The 8,891-nt window shown below is 57.2% G+C and carries 9 protein-coding genes; 4 read left to right on the forward strand and 5 right to left on the reverse strand.

Annotated features, from left to right (window positions below; translation table 11 throughout):
* Positions 1 to 797: 797 nt before the first annotated feature.
* Together AC1DT6_RS07865 and AC1DT6_RS07870 are read left to right on the forward strand one after the other, a co-directional pair.
* On the forward strand, positions 798 to 1,394 hold the full coding sequence (locus AC1DT6_RS07865; RefSeq protein ID WP_441629783.1) for a short chain dehydrogenase: 597 nt from the start codon (positions 798 to 800) through the stop codon (positions 1,392 to 1,394).
* A gap of 207 nt (positions 1,395 to 1,601) precedes the next feature.
* A complete protein-coding gene (locus AC1DT6_RS07870; protein ID WP_441632275.1) occupies positions 1,602 to 1,967 on the forward strand; it encodes a tetratricopeptide repeat protein in 366 nt (121 codons plus the stop codon).
* Between the two features lie 276 nt (positions 1,968 to 2,243).
* Here the strand turns inward: AC1DT6_RS07870 and AC1DT6_RS07875 are convergent, their stop codons facing one another.
* Positions 2,244 to 2,432: a cold-shock protein gene (locus AC1DT6_RS07875; RefSeq protein ID WP_441632277.1), complete on the reverse strand. Its 189-nt coding sequence runs from the start codon at positions 2,430 to 2,432 to the stop codon at positions 2,244 to 2,246.
* Between the two features lie 527 nt (positions 2,433 to 2,959).
* Between AC1DT6_RS07875 and AC1DT6_RS07880 the strand changes: the two genes are divergently transcribed.
* On the forward strand, positions 2,960 to 3,403 hold the full coding sequence (locus tag AC1DT6_RS07880) for a GNAT family N-acetyltransferase (RefSeq protein ID WP_441632279.1): 444 nt from the start codon (positions 2,960 to 2,962) through the stop codon (positions 3,401 to 3,403).
* A gap of 1,075 nt (positions 3,404 to 4,478) precedes the next feature.
* On the opposite strand, the gene AC1DT6_RS07885 is transcribed toward AC1DT6_RS07880, so the two are convergent.
* The 4 genes from AC1DT6_RS07885 to AC1DT6_RS07900 form a co-directional block, all read right to left on the reverse strand.
* Complete coding sequence (locus AC1DT6_RS07885) at positions 4,479 to 4,613, reverse strand: copper-binding protein (protein ID WP_441632281.1); 135 nt, start codon at positions 4,611 to 4,613, stop codon at positions 4,479 to 4,481.
* Between the two features lie 339 nt (positions 4,614 to 4,952).
* Entirely contained in the window at positions 4,953 to 5,279 is a 327-nt protein-coding gene (locus tag AC1DT6_RS07890) for a hypothetical protein (protein ID WP_441632283.1), read from the reverse strand.
* A gap of 255 nt (positions 5,280 to 5,534) precedes the next feature.
* Positions 5,535 to 6,104, reverse strand: coding sequence for a carboxymuconolactone decarboxylase family protein (locus AC1DT6_RS07895; protein WP_441632285.1), 570 nt, complete (start codon positions 6,102 to 6,104; stop codon positions 5,535 to 5,537).
* Between the two features lie 976 nt (positions 6,105 to 7,080).
* Positions 7,081 to 7,398 carry a hypothetical protein gene (locus AC1DT6_RS07900; protein ID WP_441632287.1) on the reverse strand — a complete coding sequence of 106 codons (318 nt, stop codon included), beginning with the start codon at positions 7,396 to 7,398 and terminating at the stop codon, positions 7,081 to 7,083.
* 366 nt (positions 7,399 to 7,764) lie between these two features.
* Here AC1DT6_RS07900 and AC1DT6_RS07905 point away from each other — a divergent pair, with 366 nt between their 5' ends.
* Positions 7,765 to 8,214 carry a hypothetical protein gene (locus AC1DT6_RS07905; RefSeq protein ID WP_441632288.1) on the forward strand — a complete coding sequence of 150 codons (450 nt, stop codon included), beginning with the start codon at positions 7,765 to 7,767 and terminating at the stop codon, positions 8,212 to 8,214.
* Positions 8,215 to 8,891 lie beyond the last annotated feature (677 nt).

An 8,891-nucleotide genomic window follows, 5' to 3' on the forward strand; every position in this document is an offset into this window, starting at 1 on the left:
TCCTTCTTGCGGCGGCGGGCATACAGCTTGCTTGTGCCAATGCAAGTACGCGAGAAATGCCTATGCTTGAAGCGTCCTTTCTATAGTCTCAGCCAATGGGTAGGACAATATGAAGCTGATAGTTCACCATTTCCATGCGCAGCCACCTCATCACGGTGCAAGGTACTACTTGGGGCTAGCCGCTCTTCTTCTTATACCAGCCGCTATCTATGCACTCGTGGCGCTCTGGTCAAAGCCCTGACGGGCCTCCACTCTGGAAACCTCTTCGTTGGCAATGTGAACGTTCCCGCCATCGCATCGTATAGACGCGCGCCGGGAAATTTGTGTTGGTGCAGGCACGGAGCGCGTTCCGAACCGTGCTGCAGTACAAATGCAATGATGCAGGCGCGTGGCTCAAGGAAATCAACGAAGCCTAGTGCTATCAGTTGATGATGCGCGTCGAAACCAGTCTCACCCCGCACTTTTCCTAGCGCCATGTTGTCGGAGTGATAGAAGACGGCGAGAACGGCATTGGGACGGGGTTCGCCGGGGACACCGTGTTCCCGACGACCTTACTTTTCGTATCTGGGGCAATTTCTCCTGTGCCCGATAGCTACCGCAAATGCACTGGCTACGGGAATGGCAGGGCGATTGCTTGCGCGAGTGTGGCTATTCCTTGGCGCTCAGTGCTCAACCACGGACTGCCTCCGCGCAGTTGCGACAAGGCGTATGCTGTGCGACAGGCTATTTCGTCTTGAAAACGAGTTGGGTACTGTGGGGCCGCTGGCTAACCCCATCATCTCTCATCAGGAGGGCGTATGCGCATACTGGTCGTTGGAGCCACAGGGCTCCTTGGGAAAGAAATTGTGGGCTTACTTTCGGAAGAGCATGAGCTGATAGGGGCCAGTCGTAACCGTTCGGCGGTCTCAGTGGACATCTCCGACAAGCAGTCGATTCTGGCGATGTACAAACAAGTGGGCACGGTTGACGCGGTGGTCTGCGTAGGCGGCACCGTGAAATTTGCTCCCTTGGCAGCCCTAACCGACGATGACTTCGCATTCAGCCTAGCCAATAAGCTGATGGGGCAAGTCAATCTTGTCCGGTATGGGGTTCCATACATCTCCCAGGGCGGCTCGGTTACGCTCACCAGTGGCCTGCTCGCGCAGCATCCGATGCTCGGTGGCGCTGCAGTGAGCACCGTGAACGCCGGCATCGAGGCGTTCGGGCGGGCAGCAGCGCTCGAATTGCAAGGCAAGATTCGCGTGAATGTCGTCAGCCCGGGATGGGTGTCGGAGACGCTCGAAGCGATGGGACGCGACCCTGCAAAGGGTGTTCAGGCGGCGGTGGTCGCACAGGTTTACCAGAAATGTATTCTGGAAGACATTTCCGGGCAGGTGGTCTCGGTCACCCACTGAATCGCATCGTCGACGCGCCGCTCCAAGTTCCATGGCAAAGTGTGGTTGGTACGAAGTTGGCGGTAAGCCATCCAGCAACATTCGTCATCGTGTCCGTTCTCGCCGACCACGTTCCCTTCATTCGCGCGTTGGCCTTGAAACGAAGCCGCGGTACGGGCCCAGTGTATAGGTCCGCAGTACGCTTGTCGGGCGAGAGGGAGGAGGGCCATGACCATGCCAAATTTCTCGATAGCGCCGCTGGAGCAACGACTCGCCGCTGGCCAGGACTCCGTTCTGCTCAGAGTCACGCTTGCACTGGCGTACCAGCAACAAGGAGAGTTGGCCACTGCCGTTCCTCATCTTGTCAAAGCTACCGAGTTAGACCCGCACTATTCTGGCGCTTGGCGGGCCCTCGGGGTTCTCTACGTGGACCTCGGCCAAGATGCGAATGCGCGTGTAGCATTTCGGAAGGGAATCGAAGCCGCGAGAGACCATGGCGACAAACAAGCTGAAAAAGAAATGATTGTGCGTCTTCGACGTTTGGACCGGCAATCAAGCGCTGCTGGCGGTCAGTCAGGGGAGGCCAAGACGTAGTCGTGCACGAGAGAAGTATCGCCCGAGCAACACCTGCCCAATCTGCCGCCCGAGCTCGAGAGTCAACCTCACTTTGACTTCGGCTGCGCGAGAGCCCGATGGAATGCGGCCACCTCAGTTCAGGGCTGGGGCGTGCTTCCGAAAAAAATCTCCGAAAATAAAAATTCCTGCAAACCGTTTGCAAGGATTCTGGGCAATCACCCCGGTTACAACACCTATGTGAAATGGGTGGCGCTATTAGAAAGGCTCTCATTTTGTACTGCTGGACACGAGCGCCTATAGCTTACGAATCTTTGATGCTTGTGGGCCTTTTTGGCCTTGCGTGACTTCGAACTCTACTTTCGCGCCTTCCTCGAGCGTCTTGAACCCGGCACCTTGGATTTCCGAGTGATGCGCGAACAGGTCTTTGCCGGCATTGTCCGGCGTGATAATGCCGTAGCCCTTCTCGTTGTTAAACCACTTCACGATACCAGTTGCCCTCTCATCCTCGAAGCCAAAAGCATGCAAACTTGCATGCAAGGAAAGTTGTCAAAACGCTGAGCTCCGGCGCGGGATTCGCTGCCAGCAGCTTTTGTGTCCTTAGCATATCGTGTCGCCTCCCTAGCACCAAGCGGTCCGTCGCTCGGGTTTACCTTCGGCGATGGACAACCGGGCGAGGGTGGGATGCTGGTGGGAGTGATGTCCTTTGGGATAAGACTTGAGCATAGGAGGCTCGGGTCTGATGGAACCAATCGCGACGTGTGAGCGGAACCTCGCCTCATTTGTCGTGGACTCAGGACTTCACTTGGCCGTCGCATGCGGAATTAAAAATCGTTCATATCAGAATTAATTAATTCGACGTTGGCTGGCGCTCGGCGAAAGCCGAAGAATAGCGCAGGCGGAGATTATGGTTGAAGCAGTGCTACCCATACATTTGGCCGATGGCATGCCTCTAATTCTTGCGACATACTGCCTCAAGGTTTGCACGTGTGTCGGAAGGCAGGATAAAAAGAATGATAAAAGATATGCGGATTCGTGCGGCCAGGTCGGCAGATATGCAAGCCATCTCGCAGGTGTTCCATTCCTGCGGTTTGCCGAGCGGCGATATAGACACCACGGGGCGCTTTTGCAGTCTGGCCGTCCTAGGTGAGAACGTAATCGGCTGCGCCTGCGGCGAAATGTATGGCGAGACGGCCATCATCCAAGCCGTCGCGGTTTTAGGTGAGTACCGGGGTCACCGCGTTGCCACCCACCTTGTAAGGGCCATCTTGATGCGCGCCCGTGCCAATGGCTGCACCAAGGCTACAGTGCTCACGCCTGAGCATCCCACATTCTTTGCCCGTTTCGGGTTTACGCTTACCGCCTTGGACGACATGCCGCAGGAAATGCAGCTATCGAAGGAATTCCTTCGACGCTTTGGCGCGAGGACGCATTACATGTGCCGTCGACTCGATTGAAGCCCCATGGCGACTAACGAGCATCGTGATGCTGATAGCAGCGGCGCTGGTTCTTGCCTTGGTCTTCCGTGCGCTATATCTGCATATACAGGTGGCGCACGCAGAGTTGATTCGCCGTGACACGAAAGGTGTGCTCAGCTATGAGGTGCGGCGGCGCGTTTATATGGAGATACTTCCCTTGCATGTTTCGCGATACCCCGAGCCCAGGGAGGTGCGCACCCGTGTACTTCGGCTTACTGGTGTGGTGCTGTGGCGCAAAGCATTAAGCATCGCACTGCCCACCGAATCTTGCGCGCGCCTTGGGGATGTCTCTGCTAGGGAATTTGATGGCCGCTTCCCCCCGTGCTTGCAGCTGGGCCCATCTCGGGGATGGTAGCAGGGTATGAACGCACCCCCCCCCAGTTTCGTGGTCGCAACCTCGGTCATTCGGACTACCTCAATTGGGGTACGGCGCAATTGGGAGAGCCTACCCAGAGCGGTCACATCGGCGCCGCTCGCGCCTAAGCGCGCCCACAGGTACCTGGTTCCGCTCGCTGCGGGGATATGGCTAACGTGACACAAGTTTGGGAATCGTCCCACCAGGTGGCCGTTGAGTCAGGCTAAGGCCTGGGTCCGTCAATGCGAGGGGGTCACGGTGCCCGTGCCATTGGCCGACTTGCTGCACGCGCGGCTGCTCACCAGCTTGGCGAAAGGCCGTGAAAGTTTGGACGGGACCGCGATTGAACTTGCCACAGCGGTGGACGCAGCACTGGGCTGAAGCAGCTTCGATTAGGTGGCGCGAGACCCCGTTGGAATGTGGTCGTGCGGCAGCGGGGCTCGGCACTGGCAGGCCGGAAAGCGCTAACTCGGGCGGGAAATGGCTAAACTCGATACCTACGTTTGCTAAAAACTTCTTCCTCAGCAAGAGTCCTATAAAAATCAATATTTAGAACTCGTAAAGTGCTTAGGTAGGCTAGCGCCTTGCGCCAGAGTGTCGTTTAAGGAGGGAGCTGGCGCGCGGCGCACGCCGGTTGATGGGCCTTGCGATTTAGCCGTGGGCGCGGCATTGATATCTGGCGTCTCGCGCTCCCTGGTCTTACCTTGGTTCAATGCGGATAACTGTAGCGCCACTGTTGACCTTATCGAAGGTCGCATTGACCTTATCGCCTTCCTTCGGCTTGGAGAGGCTCGCTTTATCCTTCACCGGGAATGACATCGTCATGGCCGACATGCCAAGGTTCTCAATGGGGCCGTGTTTGAGGGTACCTTGCCATTTGCTGCGTCAACCTAGAGGCTCAGCAAGGGCCGTGCCTCCGAAGCCGTCAAGGGTCAACGGTCGGCCACTGTCTTGCGTCAGAACCTCTTTCAGAGTGGGACAAGCAGCGCAACTGTCGTTGCGGATTGTGCGCCGAGCCTATCCGCATTCGCGCGAGGCGGTGCCTCACGCGGAATCCCTGGGTAGAAAGCGGCATCCTGATGCCCTTGTATTTGCAGCGCGGTCTCTCTCTTTGCCCTGCCGTTTCGCCCATAGGCGCGAGTCTGTCCCTGTCTTGCGGGGCGGTTTCTTCTGTTAGTCGTCGTGCCCGTGCCGGCGGTGTTCACCGTGCTCACGGCGGCCCCGCCCGTGCCAGTGCCGCTCGCCTTGGTGGTCGTCATTATCGCGTTTCCGCCAGTAGGGGGCGGTGTAGACGGGCGCAGGAATCACGACCACAGGGCGAGAAACGTAGACTGGCCGCGGTGCTGCGTACACCGGCGGGGGCGCATAGACTGGCGCTGGTTCTGCGTAGACGACGCCAGGAACGCCGATTCCAATATCCACGTTTACATGCGCTTGCGCAATGGAACCGATTACGAGTAGTGCACCGCCAAGTGCTCCAATGATTGCGATTCGTTTCATTCTTTTCTCTGGATTAGATTAGGCGGGTGTAACTTTACTTGTCCCGGCCATCGGCGATGGTTGCCGACAAAATGCTATCAGGCGCCCGCTTCAAACGCAAAACAGGTTGTTTGGCATTTATACGACACAGCCGCTCCCAAACTCCGGGGCGGTGTAATCATGCGAAGCTGTTTCCAGGGCCGTGATTGAGGCTACAACTTGCTGTACATGCCTTCGGCCCTGCCAGGAAATTTTGACGATACTGTAGCGACCCTGCTAGCCGACCGACAACGCGGGTCCGCTGGCTTTCGAATGGAATACGTGGCTGGTATAGCTGTCTAGCGTATTCGCCGCGATTGCCAGAATGATGTCCAGAATATTTTTTTCACAGTAGCCAGCATGAAAAAATGTCTTGACCTCATGCTCGCTAGGGCGACCGCGATGGATGAACATGGCCCGTGTAAAGCTGACGAGGGCGCGAAGCCGGGCATCGGCCAGAGGCTTGCCGGCACGGATTGCCGCCACTATCTTTCCAAATGTCTCACTGGCGATGCAGGCGGCCTCGCCAGATGCCGCCCTATCGTAGTTGCGGCCACTAGCAACCGCGAGTACGAGAAAGACAACACGCTGTTCGAGCGGGCTCAGGGTTGAGTCCTGACTCAACGCCCGGCAGCAAATCTGGTACGTGGCAAACAATGCTGGCGCAGCGGCCATGGGGGCGTTCGTGGTCGGGATGGCGTCCGTCTCATCGATTGCCTCGCAACGGGTGTCACTATCATTGGCAGGCACGATTTCATGTTCGGCAACGCACAGCGAAAGGCCAGTACCATCAAGCATGTTCTTCATCGCTCAAGTTTAAGTTGGGTGATTGCTGTTTGGTCTGCTTGCGACGAGTCGGCAATGAACGCTCACACCGCAGACGCTCGGCACTCATCCTCGACCTATCGCTCATACGTGCTTTTCATGTTTCCCTCCATCACTCCGGTTCTTGATTGCTGCAGCGCTCCATAGGGCCCAACAAGTGTCATGACCTCGGACTAAGGTACTTGCTAACCGCTGACTGCAATACGCTTCATGACAATCTTAAGAAAGCGCTTGAACTCTACGTCACAAACTGCCGACCTGCGTATCGTTTTGTGAAATAGCAACAGACGAAATGCAGGGAGGGGGGTCTCTGCGTGCGCCTCTCGCGGATTGAACAAGAGCTGGTCTCATTTTCCTGGGCTCAGAACTTGGCGAGTGTCCAGGGTGGGAATTAAGAATCGTTTATATCAGAATTAAGGCGTTCAATATTAGCGGTCCAGGCGCGAGGCGAGGAATAGTGCAGCGGACGTTATGTTCGAAATGGCGCCACTAACACTCATCTGGTTAGCTAATAGCAGCCGTTGAACTCCTGCGACATATTGCTTGGATATCCGCCACGTCCTGCCGTGAGCCAATGCTCGAAGGCACGGAGAAAGCTGGCGATACATGCGGAAGCAGACGCTAGAGTTCGACCCTCATGGCTGCCGCAGTGCTGACACTGGTGTCGGAAAATTCACGAAAAGCCAGCAATTCTGGGGGTACGGCCACACGGTCGCCAAGTATCTTCGATACCGGCGCACCCAAGAAGGCCGGTCCGGCCTCGGCTGACATGAAATTGCACCGCTTCGCTATGTATTTCGCCAACGGACAGCGAGCACGACCGAAGCAATGCTTCCACATCACGAAAGTCTGCCTTGGTCGCACGGCGCGGCCTCATAGCATTACTTGTGAATCCAAAGAGTGATGACGAACGCCTTGGCGTTCCCGCTGTTAACCACGAGCATAGCGCGCACCCATCTTAGTCATCGTAGTCGTCATGCCAGCGTCGCCATTCGCGTCGGCGCTCGCGCCACTCGCGTTCGCGCCAGCGCTGCTCCCGCCACGCACGCTCCTGCCAGGCACGGGTCCGCCAGTCGTCGTAATAGTAGCCCGGGGCAACTACCACAGGCGGGGGCTCGACAACCACCGGCGCAGGCTCGTAGTAGACAGGGGGAGGGGCGACAACCGCTGGCAATGGGATGCCGATGCCGATACCTACGTCCACCCGCGCTTGAGCAACGTTCGAGGCAAGTCCGGTCACCCCGGCAAGTATCAAAAGTGCTGCGACCCTTCGCATGGTTTACTCCGTTTCCTCTTACAGAGACTCTAGGCCGGCTTGGTTCAATGGTGTATTAGCGGACTCGTACAACGGTTACTTTCTGTAACGCGATGTGGGGGCGCTTGCTGTCCAGCCGGATTGGGGCGGGCTACAACATAGCCGCGCATTTTCGGCGTGGGACCGGGGTCGGAGTACTTCCGAAAGGACGAAGGAACCCGCGCTGAGAGTGGAGGCACATTCGGCCACGCTTGCGAATCAGGTTTGCCTGTTTCAGAACTTACGGATTGTCACGAGTTGTGGGTCAACTCGGCTTGGGGCAATACCGTTTTTGCCTGTAAGCGCGGTGCATTGCCGAGCTATTAAAATTCCCTAGGAGTTCATCTCATGAAGAAGCTGTTCGTTGCTCTCGCCTCCGCAGCCCTCGTCGGTACTGTATTCGCGCAGACTGGTGTGCCGGCTTCCGCGACTCAGCCGCAAGGCGAGGCGACGAAAGACCAGGTAAAGGTCGTCAAGGAGAAGAGCGCCACGCAGGCGAAAGCCGATAAGAACAAGAAGAGTGTCAGCGCGCAGGGCGATGTGGCAAAGACTCAAGCCAGCGCCGGCAAGGAGAAGGCTGACGAAAAAGCTGACGCCAACAAGTCTGCCGCCAAGGACACCCACTACAAGCCGAGCAAGATGAAGGCCGCCAATACAGAGGCTGGTATGGCGAAGACTGAAGCAACGAGTGATTCCGACAAGGCGAAGGCCAAGGCGGATGTTGCGAAGCCGGGAACACAGACCGACGCTGCGAAGGCTGCAACCAGTGCCAATGTAGACAAGACGAAGAAGCAGTAAGCTGCTCCCATCGAGCGGACGGGGGGGGGTACGTTGCCAAGGCAAAGGCCATCGCGACGAAGCTCGAGTGCAGGAGCTTTTTGGAGAGTGCCAGTTAGCTGGAATGCCGGCTTGGCCTCTCCGCATTTGTCAACACTAGTGGAAACGCCATGAAGCCCTTTCTCGCATTGCTGATTGCCGCATCTACGCTGCTCGGCGGTTGCGTCGTGGTTCCGTACGATGGCGGGTACCATGGTGGATACTATCGTCCGGAGTATTGGGGCCACAGGCACCAGGGATACCATGGCCACCATGGAGACGACGACTAACGTGGAATTTGACGCTTTCGTTGCAACCGAAACTCTAGCCATTCAGCCTCGCCATCCGATAGAACGGCATCGGCCTGCGCGTAGCGCCAAGCCAAAATCGACATTTGCCGCGCTGTCAGGTAAGGATGGCGCGACAGATGACGTTTCCGAGGCGGTCGACTAGCCCCGGCTGTGCGCGCAAAGCCAAGCCGAGAGCGTGGCCTGTATTGAGGATGTCTACAATTTCCGCGTGCTCCGCGCATCTAGGGAATCGCTGATCAATAGCCGCTAAGCGGAGCGTCAGCGCTTGTTTGACATCCGACTCTCACGATGCGGGAGAGCGGGGGTGGTTTGAGCCCGATTTGGGGCCGCATGGCACCCAATTCGCGC

The organism is Cupriavidus sp. 01L45, assembly GCF_056399885.1.

Coding starts and splice junctions, on each gene's coding strand:
- AC1DT6_RS07865 (WP_441629783.1), top strand. CDS start 798: ATGCGCATACTGGTCGTTGGAGCCACAGGGCTCCTTGGGAAAGAAATT.
- AC1DT6_RS07870 (WP_441632275.1), top strand. CDS start 1,602: ATGACCATGCCAAATTTCTCGATAGCGCCGCTGGAGCAACGACTCGCC.
- AC1DT6_RS07880 (WP_441632279.1), top strand. CDS start 2,960: ATGATAAAAGATATGCGGATTCGTGCGGCCAGGTCGGCAGATATGCAA.
- AC1DT6_RS07885 (WP_441632281.1), bottom strand. CDS start 4,613: ATGTCGGCCATGACGATGTCATTCCCGGTGAAGGATAAAGCGAGCCTC.
- AC1DT6_RS07890 (WP_441632283.1), bottom strand. CDS start 5,279: ATGAAACGAATCGCAATCATTGGAGCACTTGGCGGTGCACTACTCGTA.
- AC1DT6_RS07895 (WP_441632285.1), bottom strand. CDS start 6,104: ATGAAGAACATGCTTGATGGTACTGGCCTTTCGCTGTGCGTTGCCGAA.
- AC1DT6_RS07900 (WP_441632287.1), bottom strand. CDS start 7,398: ATGCGAAGGGTCGCAGCACTTTTGATACTTGCCGGGGTGACCGGACTT.
- AC1DT6_RS07905 (WP_441632288.1), top strand. CDS start 7,765: ATGAAGAAGCTGTTCGTTGCTCTCGCCTCCGCAGCCCTCGTCGGTACT.